General features: G+C 66.0%; 20 protein-coding genes. 8 read left to right on the forward strand and 12 right to left on the reverse strand.

The genetic code is table 11. The annotated features are described in order from the left end of the window. Nucleotides 1–239 precede the first annotated feature (239 nt). Nucleotides 240–1,166: an N-carbamoyl-D-amino-acid hydrolase gene (locus ACQR1I_RS28930; protein ID WP_434868717.1), complete on the reverse strand. Its 927-nt coding sequence runs from the start codon at nucleotides 1,164–1,166 to the stop codon at nucleotides 240–242. A gap of 134 nt (nucleotides 1,167–1,300) precedes the next feature. Beyond that, a complete protein-coding gene (locus tag ACQR1I_RS28935) occupies nucleotides 1,301–2,530 on the reverse strand; it encodes an amidohydrolase family protein (protein ID WP_434868718.1) in 1,230 nt (409 codons plus the stop codon). Between the two features lie 258 nt (nucleotides 2,531–2,788). Here ACQR1I_RS28935 and ACQR1I_RS28940 point away from each other — a divergent pair, with 258 nt between their 5' ends. From ACQR1I_RS28940 to upp, 3 genes are all read left to right on the forward strand, one after another. Further along, nucleotides 2,789–4,045: a GTP cyclohydrolase II gene (locus ACQR1I_RS28940; RefSeq protein WP_434868719.1), complete on the forward strand. Its 1,257-nt coding sequence runs from the start codon at nucleotides 2,789–2,791 to the stop codon at nucleotides 4,043–4,045. A 14-nt stretch (nucleotides 4,046–4,059) separates the two neighbouring features. After that, nucleotides 4,060–5,283 (forward strand): URC4/urg3 family protein, encoded by a 1,224-nt coding sequence (locus tag ACQR1I_RS28945; RefSeq protein ID WP_434868720.1) that lies wholly within the window; start codon nucleotides 4,060–4,062, stop codon nucleotides 5,281–5,283. 234 nt (nucleotides 5,284–5,517) lie between these two features. Further along, nucleotides 5,518–6,147 carry a uracil phosphoribosyltransferase gene (gene upp, locus ACQR1I_RS28950; protein ID WP_008961936.1) on the forward strand — a complete coding sequence of 210 codons (630 nt, stop codon included), beginning with the start codon at nucleotides 5,518–5,520 and terminating at the stop codon, nucleotides 6,145–6,147. A gap of 170 nt (nucleotides 6,148–6,317) precedes the next feature. Here the strand turns inward: upp and ACQR1I_RS28955 are convergent, their stop codons facing one another. From ACQR1I_RS28955 to ACQR1I_RS28965, 3 genes are all read right to left on the reverse strand, one after another. After that, the gene (locus tag ACQR1I_RS28955; protein ID WP_434868721.1) at nucleotides 6,318–6,947 is read right to left on the reverse strand and encodes a hypothetical protein; all 630 of its coding nucleotides are present in this window, start codon (nucleotides 6,945–6,947) and stop codon (nucleotides 6,318–6,320) included. 534 nt (nucleotides 6,948–7,481) lie between these two features. Beyond that, a complete protein-coding gene (locus tag ACQR1I_RS28960) occupies nucleotides 7,482–8,423 on the reverse strand; it encodes an N-carbamoyl-D-amino-acid hydrolase (RefSeq protein WP_434868804.1) in 942 nt (313 codons plus the stop codon). A gap of 310 nt (nucleotides 8,424–8,733) precedes the next feature. Then, nucleotides 8,734–8,976, reverse strand: a complete 243-nt coding sequence (locus ACQR1I_RS28965) for a hypothetical protein (protein WP_434868722.1) — start codon at nucleotides 8,974–8,976, stop codon at nucleotides 8,734–8,736. Between the two features lie 391 nt (nucleotides 8,977–9,367). Here ACQR1I_RS28965 and ACQR1I_RS28970 point away from each other — a divergent pair, with 391 nt between their 5' ends. After that, complete coding sequence (locus ACQR1I_RS28970; RefSeq protein WP_434868723.1) at nucleotides 9,368–9,802, forward strand: DUF2267 domain-containing protein; 435 nt, start codon at nucleotides 9,368–9,370, stop codon at nucleotides 9,800–9,802. A 5-nt stretch (nucleotides 9,803–9,807) separates the two neighbouring features. Here the strand turns inward: ACQR1I_RS28970 and ACQR1I_RS28975 are convergent, their stop codons facing one another. The 6 genes from ACQR1I_RS28975 to ACQR1I_RS29000 all read right to left on the reverse strand — a co-directional run bounded on the left by ACQR1I_RS28975 (nucleotide 9,808) and on the right by ACQR1I_RS29000 (nucleotide 15,383). After that, nucleotides 9,808–11,721 (reverse strand): nitric oxide reductase activation protein NorD, encoded by a 1,914-nt coding sequence (locus ACQR1I_RS28975; protein WP_434868724.1) that lies wholly within the window; start codon nucleotides 11,719–11,721, stop codon nucleotides 9,808–9,810. A gap of 3 nt (nucleotides 11,722–11,724) precedes the next feature. Continuing rightward, nucleotides 11,725–12,534 carry a CbbQ/NirQ/NorQ/GpvN family protein gene (locus tag ACQR1I_RS28980; RefSeq protein ID WP_434868725.1) on the reverse strand — a complete coding sequence of 270 codons (810 nt, stop codon included), beginning with the start codon at nucleotides 12,532–12,534 and terminating at the stop codon, nucleotides 11,725–11,727. Between the two features lie 60 nt (nucleotides 12,535–12,594). Further along, nucleotides 12,595–13,941, reverse strand: coding sequence for a cbb3-type cytochrome c oxidase subunit I (locus tag ACQR1I_RS28985; RefSeq protein ID WP_434868726.1), 1,347 nt, complete (start codon nucleotides 13,939–13,941; stop codon nucleotides 12,595–12,597). A gap of 38 nt (nucleotides 13,942–13,979) precedes the next feature. Beyond that, nucleotides 13,980–14,432 (reverse strand): c-type cytochrome, encoded by a 453-nt coding sequence (locus ACQR1I_RS28990; protein WP_434868727.1) that lies wholly within the window; start codon nucleotides 14,430–14,432, stop codon nucleotides 13,980–13,982. A gap of 102 nt (nucleotides 14,433–14,534) precedes the next feature. Continuing rightward, a complete protein-coding gene (locus tag ACQR1I_RS28995; RefSeq protein ID WP_434868728.1) occupies nucleotides 14,535–14,798 on the reverse strand; it encodes a cytochrome C oxidase subunit IV family protein in 264 nt (87 codons plus the stop codon). 3 nt (nucleotides 14,799–14,801) lie between these two features. Then, the gene (locus tag ACQR1I_RS29000) at nucleotides 14,802–15,383 is read right to left on the reverse strand and encodes a cytochrome c oxidase subunit 3 (protein ID WP_434868729.1); all 582 of its coding nucleotides are present in this window, start codon (nucleotides 15,381–15,383) and stop codon (nucleotides 14,802–14,804) included. A gap of 121 nt (nucleotides 15,384–15,504) precedes the next feature. On the opposite strand from ACQR1I_RS29000, the gene ACQR1I_RS29005 reads away from it, so the two are divergent. Next, the gene (locus ACQR1I_RS29005; protein WP_009028352.1) at nucleotides 15,505–15,660 is read left to right on the forward strand and encodes a hypothetical protein; all 156 of its coding nucleotides are present in this window, start codon (nucleotides 15,505–15,507) and stop codon (nucleotides 15,658–15,660) included. Between the two features lie 52 nt (nucleotides 15,661–15,712). Further along, complete coding sequence (locus ACQR1I_RS29010; RefSeq protein ID WP_434868730.1) at nucleotides 15,713–15,901, forward strand: hypothetical protein; 189 nt, start codon at nucleotides 15,713–15,715, stop codon at nucleotides 15,899–15,901. A gap of 4 nt (nucleotides 15,902–15,905) precedes the next feature. Here the strand turns inward: ACQR1I_RS29010 and ACQR1I_RS29015 are convergent, their stop codons facing one another. After that, nucleotides 15,906–16,151 carry a hypothetical protein gene (locus ACQR1I_RS29015; RefSeq protein ID WP_434868731.1) on the reverse strand — a complete coding sequence of 82 codons (246 nt, stop codon included), beginning with the start codon at nucleotides 16,149–16,151 and terminating at the stop codon, nucleotides 15,906–15,908. Nucleotides 16,152–16,432: 281 nt separating this feature from the next. On the opposite strand from ACQR1I_RS29015, the gene ACQR1I_RS29020 reads away from it, so the two are divergent. Further along, nucleotides 16,433–17,851 carry a M20 family metallopeptidase gene (locus tag ACQR1I_RS29020; RefSeq protein WP_434868732.1) on the forward strand — a complete coding sequence of 473 codons (1,419 nt, stop codon included), beginning with the start codon at nucleotides 16,433–16,435 and terminating at the stop codon, nucleotides 17,849–17,851. A 23-nt stretch (nucleotides 17,852–17,874) separates the two neighbouring features. Then, nucleotides 17,875–19,440, forward strand: coding sequence for an amidase family protein (locus ACQR1I_RS29025; RefSeq protein ID WP_434868733.1), 1,566 nt, complete (start codon nucleotides 17,875–17,877; stop codon nucleotides 19,438–19,440). Nucleotides 19,441–20,112: the final 672 nt, after the last annotated feature.

A 20,112-nucleotide genomic window follows, 5' to 3' on the forward strand; every position in this document is an offset into this window, starting at 1 on the left:
CATCTCACTCTCTACGCTGCAAGGATCTGCCCCGCTGGCAGTTCCACACTCAGCTGTCGTCCCGGCCTACGAGCCGGGACCCATAACCACCGGCCGCGGTGAGGCAGGCAACTAGCAGTTACGTTCCTCGATAGATTCCGCGGTATGGGTCCCGGCGTTCGCCGGGACGACACCGAATTTGTAGCAGCGCTCTCGCCCCTATCGCCCACGCTTGGCAGCTGGGTCTTTGTGTGGCCGCCTCACTCCGGAGGCACAGCGCCCGTGCGGCTGGTGATCAGTCCGTAGTGCTCAACCCGGCGATGCCGCGCGAAGTCGAAGATCGTCTCTTTGCCGAACCGGGTCGCATCTAGATCGCACGGCGCCACCAGCACCTCGTCGCCCTCGGTGACCGCCTCCGCGACGATCTCGCCATCGGGATTGACGATCAGGCTGCCGCCGATCAGCGGATGACCGTCCTCGACACCGGCCTTGGCGACCGCCACCACCCAGCAGGAGTTCTGATAGGCGCCCGCCTGCGCCGACAGGCGATTGTGGAACAGGCGTTGCGGCAGCCCCTCGGCTGATTTCAAGGAGTTCACCGACGGCGTGTTGTAGCCGATCAGCACCATCTCGACGTCCTGCAACCCCATCACGCGATAGGTCTCCGGCCAGCGGCGGTCGTTGCAGACCGCCATGCCGATGATGCCGCCAAGATTGCGCCATACCGGAAAGCCGAGATCGCCCGGCTCGAAATAGCGCTTCTCGAGGTGCTGATGGCTGCGCTGTGGCTCGAACTCCTCGTGACCGGGCAGATGCACCTTGCGGTATTTTCCGACAATGTTGCTGTTGCGGTCGGTGAGAATGGCCGTGTTGTAGTGATGCCCGTCCGGCGTCAGCTCGGCATAGCCGAGATACATCGCCATGCCATGCTCTCTGCCGCGGTCGAACAGCGGCTGCACCGCCGCATTGGGCATCGTCGGCTCGAACCAGGTGTCGACCTCGTCCTGATCCTCCATGTACCAGCGCGGAAAGAACGTCGTCAGCGCCAGCTCCGGATAGACGATGAGATCGGCCCCCCGGCGCTTGGCCTCGTCCATCAGCGCAATCATGCGCGCCACGACGGCCTCGCGGCTGTCGGCCCGCTGGATCGGCCCCATCTGGGCCGCGGCAACATTGATCATGCGCATGATTGTTCTCCGATTTGAGTTCCGCCGTCATTGCGAGCGCAGCGAAGCAATCCAGGACCGCGCGAAGACTCTGGATTGCTTCGCTGCGCTCGCAATGACGCGTGTTGACACACCTTCATTCGATAACCGTAGCGTCACGCCGGCCGATGCAGCACCGGCCGCGTGCGCGAGAACGACGGGCGGCCGCGCTTCAGGCCCCACAAGGGCTGCGCCAACGTCGCAACCGCTTCCGTCGGAGTCACGGCGTCGATGCAGACGAGATCGGCTGCGGCACCGATCTCGATGCCGTAGTCGCCGAGCCGCATCAGCTTCGCCGCGTCGTGCGTGACCATGTCGAGACAGCCGGCGAGATGGTCGGGCCGCGAGACGTGACAGACATTGGCGTAGAGATTGGCCATGCGGATCAGCGAGCCGTCGCCATAGGGTGTGAAGGGGTTCAGCACATTGTTGGTCGAGAGCGAGCAGGTCACGCCGGCGGCGCGCAGCGGCTCCAGCGGCACGACGCCGCGCGGGATCGCATGGTCCTGCCGCCGCCCCATCAAATGCAGATCAGTCGACGGCAGCACGGTCACCGCGACCCCGGCATTGGCGAGTTGCCCAGCAATCGCGTTGAAGCGCTCCGGCGGCAGCAGCGACAGCTGCGTGACATGGCCGACCGCGACGCGGCCGCCCCAGCCATATTCCTCCGTCTTGCGGCAGACATATTCGATCTGCATGTGATCGAGCGTCTCGGCGAGATCGAGATGCATGTCGATGTCGACGTCGTGGTCGCGCGCGATCGCGAAGATGCGGTCGATCTGCGCCGGCGGGTCGGTGTCGAAATACGGCGCCGCGCCGATGGTGCGCGCGCCGCGACGGAGCCCTTCGATCAGCAGCTCCTCGGTGCCCGGATAATTGGTGAGCCCTTCCTGCGGGAACACGCAGATCTCGAGATCGATGGCCCACGCATAGTCGCGCGCGAGCTGCTGGATCGCCTCGAAGCCGATGAAGCCGATGCCCGGATCGAGCTCGACATGGGTGCGCATCCGCATCGTGCCATGACTGACGCAGCGCTCGACCGTCTGCTTCGCCCTTGCATAGACATCCTCCGCCGTGAAGTTGCGCTTGGCCGCGGCGGTTTCGCGCACGGCCTCGGCGACGGTGCCCTCCCTGATCGTGCAGCGATCGAGGATGCAGGTCTTGTCGAGATGGATATGCGTCTCGATGAAGCCCGGAACGACCAGGCAATTGTCGGCGTCGCGCTCCTCGCCGGCGGCCTGCAGGCCCGGCGCGATGGCCACGATGCTGCCATCGGAAATTCCGATATCGGCGCGGCGCAGCTCGCCCTGCTGCGCCAGCACCGCGTTGCGAATGATCAGGTCCATGCCGCCTTTGCCGCCGAGGATTCCGTGCACGCCAAGCTGGCGGTCCGCCGTTCAAAAGGCAAGCGTCATGCCAAGGGGCTGGACGCCGCGTTGCAGCGCCAGCCGCGGGCCGATACCATTCGTTTACAAATAGACGGCGAGCGCGGACCACTTGTTTGGCGGGGAAAAACTGCTATATTGGTGCATGGAAAACGTGAACTCGTTCTGCTCAGGCCCGTCGTCAAGGCGGGCCGTTGCCGTTTTGGGGGTGGCTGTCCGATGACTCGCTCCAACCGTACGGATCACATCCGCCTGACCTCGCACCCGGTGCCAGGCGCCAAGCACAATTTCCCGCTCCACTGGGGCGCGGAGACCGCGCGCGAGCGCGGGCCGATCATCGGCACCGTGTCGCGGCCGCAGGACCGGAACGTCATCGGCAGCCATGGCGGCTCCTACACGGTGTACCGCGCGCTCGCGGTGTCCTCCGGCGCGCTCGATCCGATCCGCCGCCCCGATCTCACCAACACCCATCCCGCCGCCACCATCGGCCCGTTCGGCCAGTGGCGCGACCCGGCCAAGATCGTCGCGCTCGATCCCTGGGGCCATCTGGTCGCCGAGAATTTCGGCGGCGAGATCGCCGAGGGAATCGACATCCGTCCGACCATCGCGGTGACCAAGGCGCGCATCGAGCTGCCGGAGCTGCATGCCGCGCTCGCGGCCAAGCGCCTCGTCCATGATGGCGAGGTCGTGCATGCCAATGGCAGCGTGTCGGTGGTGAAGATCGCGATCGACCCGGTGTGGTACCTGCCCGGGGTTGCCGCGCGCTTCGGCACCAGCGAGACCAATCTGCGCCGCGGCCTGTTCGAGCAGACCGGCGGCATGTATCCGGAGCTGGTGACGCGGCCGGACCTGCAGGTGTTCCTGCCGCCGATCGGCGGCACCACCGTCTATCTGTTCGGCGACGTCACCAAGCTGAACGAGCCCCGCACCAAGATCACATGCCGCGTGCATGACGAGTGCAACGGCTCCGACGTGTTCGGCTCCGACATCTGCACCTGCCGCCCCTATCTGATCCACGGCATCGAGGAATGCGTCGCCGCCGGCCAGAGCGGCGGGCTCGGCATCATCGTCTACAATCGCAAGGAAGGCCGCGCGCTCGGCGAGGTCACGAAATTCCTGGTCTACAATGCGCGCAAGCGCCAGGAGGACGGCGACGCCGCGGCGGCCTATTTCGAACGCACCGAATGCGTCGCCGGCGTTCAGGATGCGCGTTTCCAGCAACTGATGCCGGACGTGATTCACTGGCTGGGCATCAAGCGCATCGACCGCTTCATCTCGATGAGCGACATGAAGCATGACGCACTGACAGGCCAAGGCGTCGACATCGTCGAGCGCGTGCCGATTCCGGACGAGCTGATCCCGGCCGACGCTCATGTCGAGATGGCAGCGAAGAAAGCCGCCGGCTATTTCTCGCTCGAGCCGCAGAAGCCGCAAGAGCTCGGCGACACTGTCGGCCGCCCGCTCGAGAAGTACTGAGCGCAGCGGCCATCATGACTGACGTCTCAACCCTCCTGTCCGCCCGCGCCGTGCGCGAGCGGGCGCACCAGATGCTTTCGCTGGGGCTTGCGGACAAGCTGCCGCATTTCCGCATCGATCTCGGCAAGCTCGATGCGATCGCCGATCTCGTTCTGGACGTGACCGGCAAGGCCTACCCGAACGGCGAGGTACCGTTCCATTCGCGCTGGCGGCACTTCGTGGTCGGCGGCGCCGATCGCTGGGCTGCTCTTGCTGACAAGGTCAGCTGGCCGGATGCGGCCGCGCGGGCGCGCGCCGAATTCGATCTCGCCATCACCAGCGTGCTGCTCGACGCCGGCGCCGGCGCGGCCTGGCGCTATCAGCATGCCGCGACCGGTGCGCGGATCGGCCGCTCCGAGGGGCTCGCGCTGGCGAGCCTCGACATGTTTGCGAGTGGCGCGTTTTCGGCCGACACGCGCGACCCGTTGCGGGCCGACGCGGCGAAGCTCAAGCAACTCACCGTCGCCGATCTCGAACGCGGCTTCCAGGTCGGGCCTGACAATCCGCTGGTCGGGCTGGAGGGACGCGTCGCGCTGCTCCGGCAGCTAGGCGAAGTCACGGCCGCGGTCCCGGGAGTTTTCGCGACGAAGGACGGCCCCCGGCCAGGCGGGCTGCTCGATCAGTTGGCCGCTGCCGCCGCCTCGGGCCACATCGAGGCTGCCGCGATCCTGCAGCAAGTGCTGCTGCAGCTCGGCCCGATCTGGCCATCACGGCTGACGTTGGGCGGCATTGCGCTGGGCGATTGCTGGCGCCATCCATCGCTGGTCACCGACGATGCGACCACCGGCCTCGTCCCGCTGCACAAGCTGTCGCAATGGCTGAGCTATTCGCTGATCGAACCGCTGCAGCGCGCGGGCCTCGTGGTGGAGAACATCGACGGCCTCACCGGCCTCGCCGAATACCGCAACGGCGGCCTGTTCGTCGACGGCGGCGTGCTGGTGTTGCGCGACCCCGCCGATGCCGGGCGGGCGCACACGGTCGACTCGCCGCTGGTGGTGGAATGGCGCGCCCTGACCGTCGCCCTGCTCGACCGGCTGGCCGCGCTGATCCGTGAGCGTACCGGCAAGACCGCCGAGCAGCTGCCGCTGGCCCGCATCCTCGAAGGCGGCAGCTGGGCCGCCGGCCGTAAGCTCGCCTTCGCCCGCCGCCCCGACGGCTCCCCGCCGCTGACCATCATCAGCGACGGCACGGTGTTTTAAGGGGTTTACACCAAACTCACCCACCTCGCGGCTCCGTCATTGCGAGCGGAGCGAAGCAATCCAGGGCCAGGAAGAAAGTCTGGATTGCTTCGTCGCTTCGCTCCTCGCAATGACGAAGCTCATCAGTTGCACGTAGGGTGGGCAAAGCGCAGCATGCCCACCGTTCTGATTTGAGCTAAAATCGTGGTGGGCACGGCGCTATACGCCGTTGCCTACCCTACGGAGATGAAAGCCATGGAAGGCGTCACGGTCGTCGATCATCCGCTGGTGCAGCACAAGCTGACCCTGATCCGCGACAAGTCGATCTCGACCAAATCATTCCGCGAGCTGCTGAAGGAGATCGGCATGCTCCTGTGCTACGAGGTCACGCGCGACCTGCCGCTGACGGAAGTCGAGGTCGAGACGCCCTTGGCGCGGATGCAGTCGGCCAAGATCGCCGGCAAGAAGCTGGTGTTCGTACCGGTGCTGCGCGCCGGCGTCACCTTCGTCGACGGCATGCTCGATCTGGTGCCGACCGCCCGCGTCGCCCATATCGGCCTCTACCGCGAGCCGCACACCTTCACGGCCGTTGAGTATTTCTTCAAGGCGCCGTCCGACCTGCAGGAGCGCCTCGCTGTGGTGGTGACCCCGGTGCTGGCGACCGGCAACAGCGCCGTCGCCGCGGTTGACCGGCTCAAGGAGCGCGGCGCCAAGGACATCCGCATGGTCTGCATGATCGCGGCCCCCGAAGGCGTCGAACGCGTCCGCGGCCTGCATCCCGACGTCACCTTGTGGACCGCCGCCATCGACGACGGCCTCGACGACGACGCCTTCATAGTCCCCGGCCTGGGCGACGCCGGCGACCGCGCGTATGGGACGAGGTGACGTTGTCAGTCCCGTCGCGGCCCATCCTTCGAGACGCATCGCTTCGCGATGCTCCTCAGGATGCGGTCGAGTTTGCGGATCGATTTGGCGACAACACCACTCTCTACCCTCATGGTGAGGAGCGTCGCCCTTGCGACGCGTCTCGAACCATGAGGCCGCCATGCTCCCAATCATCGCTTCCTGAACCCATCGGCCCACTGCTGATGAAACCGCGCCTGCTGCTCGACCGTGGCGGGCACCACGGTCTCGTCGGCGTGGAAGATGTTGACCATGTCCTTCGTCAGGCTCGGCTGGCCGAGACGCATCTTGTAGGCCAGGATCGCCGGGCCCATGTCGCGCTGCATTCCCGAGGGATAAACGTTCTCGCTGGCGCCGAAACAGCACAGCAGCGCACCACGCTTTTCCAGCTCCAGCCGTAGCTCGATCAAGGCTTCGAAAAAGTCGACGTCGGACTGTGCCGTCTCGACCTCACTGCCCTGGACGAGAGAGATGCAGTAGACCTCTTTTCCCTCGGTCATGATTTCATCAGCCGTCACCCTGGCATGCACCCGCGAGCCGTCGGCGAGCAGCACGTCGATCTCTCCGTCGAAATAGCGTTCAACGCTCATTGCGGCCTCGAACTTCGCGCTGCCCGTCGGAAGGCAAGCGCCCCATTCCCATACACTGATTTGCCCGACGAGCAGAAGAAGCGGCGCGCCGGCTTCGAAAATGCCCCGAGGCGCGAAGGAATCGCCGTGCGCAAGAACACTGATTTCGCATGCGGGTTCAAAGACAAGGCTGATTTCAAGACCTTCCAGCAAAAAATAAACCTATTCCGTAAATCAGAATCTATGCCTTATGCTCTCCCCGTTCCGGTCCGGATGAGGGGCGTACGCGTCGTCACGAAACGTTGGACCGGCAATGCGGTGGACGTCGGAGCATCGAAAAAGCGCTTGCGCGGACGAGCGGTGCTCTGCGGACGGCGAAGTCGCGTGGTCCTGATATCCCGAAGCTGGTATCAAGTCGGCTGGTGTAATGCATCGTGCCGATGACGGTGGCCAACAAGCCGGGCACCGGGGAGAGCGCGTATAAGCCCGTAAACCATCGCGCAGGGAAGGCCGGATGCTCCGGTCCGTACCTGTGGTTCTGCCGCGTGCTTCTTGTTGCACGCGGACCATGGGTGCGACCGGCACCCGGCCTTCCCTGCGCCCTCATCACTTTCAGAGGGCCCAACGTCGGCATCACCCGGGCGCGATCAGCGCCGCGGCGGCGACGTCGCTTGCCCAGCTGTTTGACAGAGTTCAATGAGACGACGCTGCGCGCCATGCGCAGATCCAGCCCGTCCTGCGGCGCGGCTAATCGATCGCGACCGGCTCGACGACGCCGGCCCGCTCGGTGATGACCTTGTACTGATCGGGCCGGCGATGCGCCGCGAAGTTGAACATCTTGTTCTTGCCCTGGCGGCACAGGTCGAGATCGATGTCGGCGATGATGATCTCGTCAGCGAGCGTCGTCGCCTGCGCGACGATGCAGCCATTGGGGTCGACGATGCAGGAGCCGCCGATCAGGCCGCTGCCGTCCTCGTCGCCGGCCTTGGCCACCGCGATCGCCCAGGTCGCGTTCATGTAGGCGTTGGCCTGCGCCACGAGCGTCGAGTGAAAGGTGCGCAGCGAGGCATCCTCGGTGTTGCCGCCGTTCGGATCATAGGCCGCGGAGTTGTAGCCGACGCAGACCAGTTCGACTCCCTGCAGCCCGAGCACGCGCCAGGATTCCGGCCAGCGCCTGTCGTTGCAGATCATCATGCCCATGATCGCGCCGCCCCACTCGGATCCGGCGCGCACCGCCGGAAAGCCGAGATCGCCGTAGCCGAAATAGCGCTTCTCGAGCTGCTGATACTTGGCGCCGTCGCGCGGCTCGACCGAGCCCGGCAGATGCACCTTGCGATACTTGCTGATGATCTCGCCGCCGGCATCAACCAGGATCGAGCTGTTGAAACGGCGCCCATCCGGCGTGAGCTCGGCATAGCCGACATAGAAGCCGACGCGCAGCGCGCGCGCCCGCTCGAACAGCGCAGCGACGGCCGGGTTGGGCATCGACCGCTCGAAATAGCCGTCGAGCGCCTCGCCCTCCAGAATCCAGCGCGGAAAGAAAGTCGTGAAGGCGAGCTCCGGGAATACCACCAGCGTCGCGCCTTGCGCGGCCGCGCGTTCAAGCAGTTCGATCATGCGGGACAGCGTGTGCGCGCGGCTGTCGGCCCGTTGCGTCGGCCCCATCTGGGCGGCGGCTGCGCGAAACATACGACTCACGGCGATCTCCGATCTGCGCACGACCGGCATCGCCGGCGTCATTGCCGGTTATCCAGTGCGAGAGAGATCGCGATCAAACGAAACGAGCGCCAAAAATGCAATCGGCTTCGCGGCAACGGCGCCATGAAAAACGTCATGGCTGCATCCCTTCGGAGCAGACGACGATCGCATGAACGTCGCATTTGCGACGACGTCACGGATCTGCGTTCACGCGCTCACGTCCGGACAGCAAGCGTCGAAAAGGTCAGTCCGGTGCAGGAGCCTCGCGTGGGTGTGGCGGCAAGGCTCCCGCCGCGTGGTCTCACGCCCGCGCCAGGGCGATCTCGTGGGTCTGCTTGGTCTCGGCGTCATACACCTTGATCTGCAGCATCGGGAAGCGGCGCTTGAGGTCATGCGCGCCGTTATGCGCGCCATCCTTGGTCTTGAACTCGGTCTTGATCTGACCATCGACCACGACCGCGTAGCCGGTCAGCGGAAGGTCGTTGCCGGATTTGTCTTGAGCAGGCTTGTTGTGAACAGACTTCTCTTGGGCAGACTTGAGCATTGCGAGCCGACGTCGATTCGTGAGTTGAGGGAGTGCCGGGAGCGCGGGTCTCCGCGCCTCGAACGAGACCGATGTAAGGTGAGTCTGTCGCGACGAGCAAGCGAAGACGCGTTCTGCACAAGCAGGACGATTACGGTTCAACCTCATGGCGTGATGACACGCGGCGGATACGTGAGGGTGCTTCGTTCCGCAGGCCGGAACAGTAAACGCCGGGGCTCGCCCTTGACTGTTCGTTTACCTCGCGGCCGGCCACGACATCGTGACATTGATGCAGGTCAACGTTCTCGGTCCGAACGCGCCGCCTACTGCCGGCACGTCCAAGCGAATCACGTTGCGGTTCCCTGGTTCGGCGTGCCGCCAACGATCCCTGTGCATGGCCATGGAGAATCAGATGAGCGAAATCGGCGTCACCGCGCTGGACCATACCGTCCAGGAAACCAACATCTGGCTGAAGGCGATCGAGCAGCGGCTGGCGCTGACGAGCCGCCAGCAGGCCTACAACGCGCTCCGCGCGGTGCTGCATGTGCTGCGCGACCGCCTGCCGCTGGCCACCGCGGCGAATTTCGGCGCCCAGCTGCCGCTCTTGATCCGAGGCATCTACTACGAGGGCTGGCACCACGCGGCGACGCCGACCAAGGACCGGCATCTCGAAGAGTTCGTCGACGACATCTTCCGCGAGCTGCCGCCGCAGTTCCCGGTCGATCCGCTCCGGGCGGCGCGCGGCATCTTCGAGATCCTCTGGGAGAAGCTCGATCCCGGCGAGTTCGACAAGCTGATGGGCCACCTGCCGGTGCCGCTGCGGAACTTGCGCGAGCCGGCGACCTAGGACGGTCAGTGCGCCAGCTGCCGGTACAGCGCCGGCAGCGCCGCAGGCAGGCGGCGGATGTTGCCGACGATGGCGTAACCGCCGCGGCCGAACAGTGTCGGAAAATACGACTGGGCCGCCGAGTCGATGGTCACGCCGAACACGGCGACGCCGCCACGGCGCGCTTCCTGCACCGCCTTGCGCGTATCCTCGATCGCGAACCGCCCCTCGTAGTGATCGACATCGTTGGGCTTGCCGTCGGTCAGAACCAGCAGCAGCCGCTTGCGCTCGGGACGATTAGCGAGTTCGCCCGCGGCATGGCGCACCGCGGTGCCGATGCGCGTGTAGTAGCCGGGCCGCAGCGCGCCGATGCGGCGCTCGACCTGCCCGCTCATCGGCTCGCCGAATGCCTTGACGGTCTCCAGGCGAACCCAGGAATTGCGCCGCGAGGTGAAGGTGAGAATGCTGTGGCTGTCGCCGCAGGCCGACAGCCCATGCGCGAGCACCAGCAGCGCCTCCTTCTCGACGTCGAGCACGCGAACGCCGTCGACCCACGCATCGGTCGACAAGGACACGTCGGCCAGCAGAGTCACCGCAAGATCATGCGCCAGCGGACGCATGGCGAGGTGGACGCGGTCGAGCCCGCCATGTCCGGCATTGAGATCGCTGCGCGCGCGCACCAGCGCGTCGATGTCGAGATCGTGGCCATCGGCCTGCGCGCGCATGACTTCGTGGCGAGGCCGCAGAGTCTCGAAGCGGCGGCGAACGGCGCGAATGCGGCGGCGCATCGCCTCATCTGGCGCCCACACCTCGCCGGTCTCGGCGGCGGCGCCGGTGACGACGCGGCAATGATCCTCCAGATACGCGCCGCTGCGGTAGTTCCACTCGGGATAGAGCCGGCCGGACTCGAGCTTGGTGGCATCGACCGCTTCGGGCGGCAGATCGAGGTCGAACTTCAGCTTGCTCGCCGGCCTGCCCTTGCGCCTGGAGATCGCGAGCTCATCGAGGTCGTCGGCCGCCTTGCGCGCGTCGTCATCATCGGTGTCGTCGGAGGGACGATCGACGTTCACCATCTCCGCCATCGCGAGGATCTTCTCGAAGCGGTTGAGGATGAACGGGTCGCGCTTGGCGGTGTCGTCGCGCTCACGCCGCGCGAACCGCTTGCGGGTGTCGGGATCAGCAGCGTCCTCCGCGGGCGTCAGGGTCTCGTCGTCATCGCGTTCGGCCGCGACGGCCTCGCGGCTCCAGCAATCGCCCCACAATGGGCACGGCAGCATCGGCCGGTAGCCGGGCGGCGCCGTGTCCGGCAGTACGCCGTCGGCGACCACGGCGTTCCACAATGCCCCGTAGGGCGGCACCGCGGCTCCCAACAGCGCCATGACGATCTGCTCGACCTGCTGCTCCAGCCGCGGCAGCGGGCGCTGCGGCCGGGTCGCGGCCAGGGCACGCGCGAGTTGGGCGTAGGCTCGGTTCAGTCCCGGAAAGCGCCTGAGCACGACCATCGTGGTCTCACGAGCCCGGCGCAGCGCGAGAAGATCCCGCCGCAGCGGATCGCTGTCGGCGATCGGCTCCATCTCCATGGTCGCGAACCACGCCGCGAGCCACTGATAGAGCTGCGCGTTGAGCGCGCGATCCGGCAACAGCGCGATGGTCTCGGGCAGAAACACGGTCGCGCCGTCGCGCCCCGCCTGGTCGAGGCATTCGTCGCCCAGGCCGATGCGCTGGCGCCAGCCGAGCCGATGTCCCGATTTGCGCGCCTTGCTGCCGGCGATCTGCACGCCGGTCTCGCCGCCCAGCGCTCGGAACATCACGGCGATGCGGCCGCTGATCTCGCTGAGCGCGACTACTTGATCCAGATGGACCGGATAGCTCGACGTCGTGCCGACCAGACGATGCCAGGCACGACCGACCGTCTCCTCCAGTTCGAGAAAGTCGAGCATGGCTCACCCGATCACGGCGTGCGCGACCTCGCGCAACGCGGCCTTGACGTCGGCGTCATCGGTCAGCGGCTCGATCATCGCGGCGAGCACGGCATCGCTCAGCGGCGTGCCGGCGGCGACCAGCGTGGCGCAATACACCAGCAGCCGGGTCGAGATGCCTTCCTCGAGATCATGGCCCTGCAGCGCGCGCAGCCGATGCGCCAGCGCCACCAGCGGCCGCACGCGCTCGGGCGCCAGCCCGCTCTCAGCGGACACGACCGCGATCTCCTGCTCAGCCGGCAGGAAGCCGAATTCGATGGCGATGAAGCGCTGCCGCGTCGACGGCTTCAGCGCCTTGTGAAGCGACTGATAGCCGGGATTGTAGGACACGACGAGCATGAATCCGTCGGGCGCGACCAGCTCCTCGCCGGTGCGCTCCAGCGGCAGGATGCGGCGATCGTCGGTCAGAGGATGCAACACCACGGTAACGTCCTTGCGCGCCTCGACGACCTCGTCCAGATAGCAGATGCCGCCTTCGCGCACGGCGCGGGTCAGCGGTCCGTCGGTCCACACGGTGTCGCCGCCCTTGAGCAGATAGCGGCCGGTGAGATCGGCGGCGGTGAGATCGTCGTGACAGGCCACGGTGTGCAGCGGCAGGCCGAGTCGCGCCGCCATGTGCGCGACGAAGCGGGTCTTGCCGCAGCCAGTCGGCCCCTTCAGCAGCACCGGGAGGCGGTGCCGGAACGCATGCTCGAACAGCGTGCACTCATTGCCGGTCGGCGTGTACGGCGGAAACGAGGGGACGGTATCGATCGCGTGCAGCGCGGCTTTCATGTTCACTCTCCAAAATTGGGGAATGCAGGCGGCGACCGCAGGGCCGCCGCCTGCCAGCATTCACTCCGCGGGCTGCAGGGCACCGGGGATCACAGCCGGCTTGGCGCGGCCGGGCACCAGCACGGCCCAGACGAACATCAGCGCCGAGATCGCGACGAACACGCCGGAGCCGAGCCGCACCCAGTAGAACATCGCGAGCTGGTCCTGCACGTCCATGTAGCTCTGGCCGAGCACGCGCTGCAGATGCACCTGGAGAATGCCAGCGAAGGTCAGCGCAAACGTCATCACCATCATCGCCGTGCACATGATCCAGAAGCTCGCGATCGAGAGCCACTGGTTGTAGGGCGCGCGCTGGCGCAGTTGCGGCACCGCATAGGCCATCACGGCGAGGTTGAGCATCACATAGGCGCCGAAGAAGGCGAGATGGCCGTGCGCCGCGGTGACCTGGGTGCCATGCGTGTAGTAGTTCACGCTCGACAGCGTATGCAGGAAGCCCCACACGCCGGCGCCGAGGAACGCCATGACGGAGCAGCCGACGGACCACAGCAGCGCGGCGCGATTCGGGTGCTTGCGACCGGCCTTGAGCGTCATCTGCACCGTGAAGATCACCATGGTGAAGAACGGCGCGACCTCGAGGGTGGAGAACAGCGAGCCGATCCACTGCCAGTAGCCGGGGGCGCCGATCCAGTAGAAGTGGTGGCCGGTGCCGAGGATGCCGGAGAACAGCGCCAGGCCGATGATGACATAGAGCCACTTCTCAACGACCTCGCGGTCGATGCCGTTGAGCTTGATCATCAGGAAGGCCAGGATCGAGGCCATGATCAGCTCCCAGACGCCCTCCACCCAGAGATGGACGATGTACCACCAGTACATTTTGTCGACGGCGAGATTGGCCGGGTTGTAGAACGCGAACAGGAAGAAGATCGCGACGCCCCACAGACCGAACAGCAGGATGTTGGTCACCGTGGTCTTGCGGCCCTTCAGCGCCGTCATGGTGACGTTGAACAGGAACATCAGGCAGACCACGACCATGCCGACCTTGATGATGAAGGGCTGCTCGAGGAACTCGCGTCCCTCGTGGTAGTGGAAGAGATAGCCGACCACTGCCGCGCCCGCCGCGCCGAAGAACATCCAGAACTGGATCTTGGCGAGCAGCGGGCTGTAGAGCTCGGTCTCGGTCTCCTCGGGCAGCAGGAAGTAGGTCGCGCCCATGAAGCCGATCAGCGACCACACGATCAGCGCGTTGGTGTGAATCATGCGGACGATGTTGAAGGGCAGCAGGACCGACAGCGTGTTCGGCAGCACATAGATGGTGCCGGCGAGCAGGCCGAACAGGACCTGGGCGAGGAAGAGCGTCAGCGCGCCGTAGAAGTACAGCATCGCGACCTTCTGGGTCTCATATCTCATCGCGGATCTCTCTCGTGGATGAAGGGCGGATGCAGGGCTCAGCCGGCCTTGTTCGGCGGCCAGTCCTGGCGCTTGATCGTGTTGGTCCATTGCAGGAAGTCGGCGAGGTCGTTGAGCTCCTGGTCAGTCAGGTTGAACTGCGGCATCTGCCGCCGTCCCGGCGCGCCGGAGGGCTGCGACTGCATCCAGGATTTCAGCATCTCGCGGGCCGCCGCCGGGTCCTCTCTGCCGCCCCAGCGGTCCCAGACGTTACCGACTTCGGGCGCGAAGTAGGCGCCTTCGCCGAGCAGCGTGTGGCAGTTGATGCAGGAGTTCCGCTCCCAGACATGCTTGCCGCGCGCGACGCCGTCGGACAGCGTCGATGCCTTGGTCGACGTCGTGACCATGTAGTAGTGGCTGTGCGCGGTCAGCCCGAGGAAGATCGCAAAGAAGAAGGCCGAACCGCCGTAGAAGACGTTCCGCGCGGCCGACTTGGTCAGGCGTTCCGCCATGACACGTCCTTTCCGTGTAGTGAAGAGCGATGGTGTGATGGCAATCTATCGGCGATGCCGCAGGGCTCTTTGTCCGGGCGCAACGAGCGCGACGATCAGCCGTCAGACGAGGGCACGGACCACAACTGCGAGCGCAGCAAAAGCAGCAAGGCCGGCGAGCCATGTTGTGAGCAGCCCGCGCCACAGCGCCGGCGCCTGCCGCAGACCGAGATAGTCGAGCACGATCACCCTGCCCTTCGCGACGGCGAGCGAAAGAACCAGAGCATCGAGAAGCCACCTGTTCGGCACCAGGAGCGAGACGGCGAGCGTGGCGGCGGCAAAGCTCAGCAGCTGAAGCCAGGCGAGATTGAAAGGGTCGCGCAGCATGGGTCACCCCACCAGATAGAGGACCGGAAACATCACGATCCACACCAGGTCGACCATGTGCCAGAACGCCGTCCCGGTCTCGACGCCATGGGGCGCGGCGCCGCGGCTGACGATGGCGAGGATGACGATCCCGAGCGCGACGTGCAGCAGGTGAAACCCGGTCAGCAGAAAGTAGAGCGTGAAGAAGACCGAGGATTCGAGGCTCGCACCGGACGCGATCTCATTGCCGTACTCCGTCAGCTTGATGGCGATGAACGCAGCACCGAGCAGCATGGCCAGCGCGATCCAGCGCCGTGCGCCGCGACGCGATGCGAACCGCGCGGCTGCGGCCGCGCGCGCCGCGGCCCAGCCGCTCGTGACCAGCACGATCGTGTTCAACGCGGCGAGCGGTCCGTCAAGCATGGCCTGCCCGGCCGCGAATACCGCCGGATTGAGCGCGCGTGCGACGATGAAGGCGCCGAGCAGCAGGCCGAACGCGACGAGTTCGCTGAGGATCAGCACCCATATCATGGCGTCGCCGGGCAGGCCCTCGAACACGTCCCAGCGTTCCCCCTCCTGATCCGTTTCGCATGTGAGTGCCGACATCGCTCCCTCCGATTGGATGTCGCGAAGCTAGTTTGGGGACCAGAGCTGCTCTTTGTCGGTGCACAAACAGCGCGGCACCGGACTGCGCTAGGGATCGATGACACTGCCAGGAGCATATCCCATGACCGAAGCACAGCTCGGCCTCGTCACCGCCACGCCCATCATCATCGTGTTCGCAGCGGCGCTGCGGCGCATGGGCGTGCTGTCGACCACCGGCACCGTGTCAGCGATCGCGGCGTCGGTGGCGATCGCCACCGTCCTGTTCGTCACCCAATAGGCCGCTTGGAACCTTCGCGGCGCATGGACGTCTCCTCGTCCGGAGGTGCCGCATGGATGACAACCAATTCGCCGAACTGCTCGGCAACGCCGCGATCAGCGTGTGGGGCGACATGCCGCGCGACATCCAGGAGGCGCTGTTCGAGACGGCGATGCGCGATCACGACGACCTGCGGCACGAATTGGCGAAGCTCCTGCACGACCGTCATCCGCGCACCCAGCATCCGCCACGGCCGGAGTGAGCCGTTACTCGGGACGGTCGTCCGGCCTGAACTGCGAGGGTTCATCGTAACCCTTGCGGCTGCTGTAGAACAACAGCACCATCAACCCGATCCCCACGATCAGCGAAAACACCACGCCGAGCGTCAGCGCGATCCAGCCCTCGGTCGGCATGGGGTCGCCGGGCAGCGTCATCCCCTGATAGGCGAAGACGACGGCACCTGCGAGAATCAGCAGCAATGCAACGATGATGATGATCGGTCCGGCACGCATGGCGATCGCTCCAGACAGCGAGAACAGGAGGCGCCCATGATCGTTCCTTTAACGGAGGTAGCGGCGCACGGCGACAGTTCCGGAATGTGAGAACGGATCGTTCACGTTGCGCCGCCGAAAACATCGCATTGCATCCAACAGCATCGTCTGCTCAGGCCCGACGCGCAGGACTGCGGTTTGGCGCGCGCCGCATGGCTGCTCCCGCCGGGGATCGCTAGGCGTCGGGGAACTTAGCTGATAACCATAGCGGCTTCCGATCGGCAGCAGAGGACAACACCGGAATGGACAACCGCAGCGAGATCTGGCGCGGCGTCGACGCGATCAAGACCCGTTTCATCGAGCTTAGCGACCGGGTGTGGAGCATGCCCGAGGTCTGTTACACCGAGGCCCGCTCGTCTGCCGAACATCTCGCCGAGTTGAAGCACCAGGGCTTTCGCATCACGGAAAAGGTCGCGGGCATTCCAACCGCGCTGATGGGCGAATGGGGCGAAGCCGGTCCGGTCATCGCGTTCATGGGTGAATACGATGCGCTGCCCGGCCTCAGCCAGGAAGCCGGCGTCGCCGAGCATCGGCCGGTCGAGACCGGCGGCCACGGCCACGGTTGTGGCCACAATCTCCTGGGCTCGGCGGCGCTGCTCGCCGCCACGGCCGTGAAGGACTGGCTCGCCGCGAACAAGGTTCCGGGCCGCGTGCGCTACTATGGCTGCCCCGCGGAGGAAGGCGGCGCGGCCAAGGCCTTCATGGTGCGCTCGGGCGCGTTCGAGGATGCCGACATCGCCATCACCTGGCATCCGTCGAGCTTCTGGGAAGTGGTGATGACGCCCTCGCTAGCCAACACCCGCGCCGACTTTGTCTTCACCGGCCGCACCTCGCATGCCGCCGCCTCGCCGCATCTTGGCCGCAGCGCGCTCGACGCCGTCGAGCTGATGAATGTCGGCGTCAACTACATGCGCGAGCACATGCCGAGTGACGCGCGCGTGCACTACGCGCTGCTCGACACCGGCGGCATCGCGCCCAACGTCGTGCAGGCGCATGCGCGGGTGCGCTACTCGATCCGCGCCCGCGACCTGCCCGGCATGAACGAGCTGGTCGAGCGCGTGCACAAGATCGCGCAGGGCGCGGCGCTGATGACCGAGACCAAGGTCGAGATGAAGATCATCTCGGCGGTCTCCAACATCCTGCCCAACACGCCGCTCGAAGAAGCGCTCTACAAGGTCATGGAGGAGCTCGGGCCGCCGCATTTCGACGCGACCGACAAGGATTTCGCCGGTCAGATCCAGGCAACCCTGACCGACAAGGACATCGAGTCGGTCTACTACAGCATCGGCATGGAGCCGAGCGACAAGCCGCTCGCCGACTTCCTGGTGCCGCTGAACAGCAAGCGCAATCCGCAGATCGGCTCGACCGATGTCGGCGACGTCAGCTGGGTGGTGCCGACAGTGCAGGTCCACGCGCCGACGGTGGCGATCGGCACGCCGTTCCACACCTGGCAGGTCGTGGCGCAAGGCAAGACGCCTGCCGCCCACAAGGCGATGGTGCAGGCCGCCAAGGCGATGGCCGGGCTCGGCATCAAGGCGCTCAACGATCCCACTTTGATCGCAGCCGCCAAGGCCGATCTGCAGCAGCGGACGCGGCGCACGCCCTATGTCAGCCCTCTGCCTGCCGAGGTCGAGCCGCCGCTGACGATGTCGATCGCTTGAGACTTGAACCGGGGGGAATAAAAATGGCGAAATCAGCAACAAAGAAGAAGCCGGCGGCGAAGCCCGTCAAGCCGGCTGCGAAGCGCGTGGCGGTGAGCGCCAGGGCCAAGACGAAGGCCGTGAAGGCCAAGCCGCAGCCCAAGCCACCGACGAAGGCTGCCGCGTCGAAGCCGCGGCTGCCGAAGGGACCGGCCTGGCAATGGTCGGCGCTCGAGACAGCTGCGGCGATCCGCTCGGGCGCGGTGTCCTCGGTCGAGGTGACCCAGGCGCACATCGCGCGCATGCACGAGGTCAATCCGAAGCTGAATGCCGTCGTCGTCGATCTCTCCGAAGAGGCCTTGAGAGCCGCGCGTGCCGCCGACAAGGCGCGCGACAAGTCCGGCCTGCTGCACGGCGTGCCCGTCACGATCAAGGAGAACGTCGACTACGAGGGCCGGCCGAATCCCAACGGCGTTCCGGCGCAGATGGGAATCATCGCGCCGTCGGATGCGCCGGTCGTGCGCAACCTCAAGAAGGCCGGCGCGATCGTGCTCGGCCTCACCAACACGCCGGAATTCTCGTTCCGCGGCTTCACCGACAATCCGCTGCATGGGCTGACCCTGAACCCATGGGATCCAGAGATCACTTGCGGCGGCTCCTCGGGTGGCGCGGGCGCTGCCGTCGCCGCCGGCATCGGCACCATCGCGCATGGCAACGACATTGGCGGCTCGCTGCGCTGGCCGGCGCATTGCAATGGCATCGTGACCATCAAGCCGACGCAGGGCCGCATCCCCGCCTACAATGAGAGTGCCGCGGCCGAGCGGCCGATGCTGGCGCATCTGATGTCGTCGCAAGGTCCGCTGGCGCGCAGCGTCGCCGATGTCCGGCTGGCGCTGGAGGTAATGAGCCGGCGTGATCCGCGCGATCCCTGGTGGGTACCGGCACCGCTCGAAGGCGACAAGCCTAAGCGGCCGATCAAGGTCGCACTCGCCAAGATCCCGGACGACATGGACGTCGATCCATCGGTGCACGCGGCGCTCCGGCAGGCAGCGGATCACCTCGAGCGCTCCGGCTATCGCGTCAGCGAAGTCGAGGTGCCCGATATTTCCAGCGTCTGGCAGACCTGGTGCGATGTCATCACCACCGAGGTGGTGGTGATGCAGGAGGCCAAGATGCTGGCCGTCACCTCCGAGGACTTCCACAAGGCCTGGGGCGGCATGCGCAGCAAGGCCGAGATCCTCGACCTCGCCGGCTGGATGAATGCAACAGCAAGGCGCTCGACGCACATTCGCGCCTGGCAGCTGTTCTTCGAGGAGTACCCGGTGGTGCTGGCGCCGACCACGGTGAAGCCGACGCCGGGTCCGCGCGACGACACCGTGAGCGCCGAGCGCGTCCAGGAGATCTTCTTCAACGAGATCCGCTTCATCTCGGCGATCAACGTGCTCGGCCTGCCCGGCGCGGTGGTTCCGGTCGCGGTCAACAATGGCCAGCCGATCGGCGTGCAACTGATCGCCGGCCGCTACCGCGAGGACCTTGCGCTCGATGCCGCCGCGGCGATCGAAAAGCGTGCGGGAATGCTGGTCAAGCAGCTCTGGCAGAAGCTGGGCTAGACGACCGATTCCGGGAGGCTGCCCGTGTCCACGTCGACCATTTAGCCTTGCCGTCATCCCGGACGAGCGCGCATCGCGCGCGAAGATCCGGGATCCATAACCACAGGCCATCGTGTTGGGCACGGTCTGAGTTACCTTCCTGCCTCACACACAAGCCGGTGGCTATGGGTCCCGGGTCAAGCCCGGGACGACACCGAAGGGGTCGTGGGGCCGTTCCAACTCACTGGCATGGCGAGCACCGCGCACGCGCTCTACGCCTCGCATCCACCGCACGATGTTTTGCAAGCAGCCCACCACGGCCCCGCGGCGCATCTGCGCCCGGGTCATGCTGCCGACATCGCCCTCGAAAACCGAGAGGGCGCGGGGAAGACCGGACCTCGACTGAGGCCCGTGGCCCGCCTGCAGAAAAAATGCAGGCGGCAGGTACCACGAGTCCAGCCGGACGACCCGGCCTTCCCCGCGCGATGGTTTGAACGGCTGCTTCGCGATCTCCCTGGGGACCGGGCTTTTTTGCCCCCATCACCGGCGAGATGCGTGTCCGCATCATCAGCCAGCTTGACCTCAGCGTCGGGAGGCCAGGACCACGCGACTTGACCGTACGTGCCAGGCTCGCTCGCCGGCCCCGCTTGCGCGAAAGCCCCGAGCCCGACACGTCCATCGCTCCCCGCTGCT

It is taken from the genome of Bradyrhizobium sp. HKCCYLS2038 (assembly GCF_051167655.1).
Lineage (GTDB): Bacteria > Pseudomonadota > Alphaproteobacteria > Rhizobiales > Xanthobacteraceae > Bradyrhizobium.